1 protein-coding gene is annotated in these 426 nt (G+C 62.0%); it reads left to right on the forward strand.

From position 1 onward, the window contains the following. A partial coding sequence (locus O7A60_RS32180) for a KUP/HAK/KT family potassium transporter (protein WP_337109598.1) occupies positions 1–426 on the forward strand: 426 nt, incomplete at both ends.

A 426-nucleotide genomic window follows, 5' to 3' on the forward strand; every position in this document is an offset into this window, starting at 1 on the left:
GTGCTGGCGACGGCGGCTACCGTCATCGCCAGCCAGGCGGTCATTTCAGGGGCTTTTTCGCTGACCCGCCAGGCGGTGCAGCTCAACATGTTGCCGCGGCTGGAAATCCTCCACACATCGGAAAAGCAGTCCGGCCAGATCTACATGCCGCGCGTCAATCTGCTGCTGGCCCTGGTGGTGATGATGCTGGTGGTCGGCTTCGGCGAATCGAGCAAGCTGGCCTCCGCCTACGGCATCTCGGTAACCGGCAACATGCTGGTGACGACGGTGCTGCTCTATGTCGTCATGACCCGCATCTGGAAGTGGAAGCTGTCGCTGGCGATCCCGCTGACCGTGCTGTTCGCCTTCATCGATATCGGCTTCTTCGCCTCCAACATCGTCAAGGTGTTCGAAGGCGGCTGGGCGTCGCTGGTCGTGGCCTTCACC

Origin of the sequence: Mesorhizobium salmacidum (SeqCode), from assembly GCF_037179605.1 — a bacterium.
In the GTDB taxonomy this organism is placed as follows: domain Bacteria; phylum Pseudomonadota; class Alphaproteobacteria; order Rhizobiales; family Rhizobiaceae; genus Mesorhizobium; species Mesorhizobium salmacidum.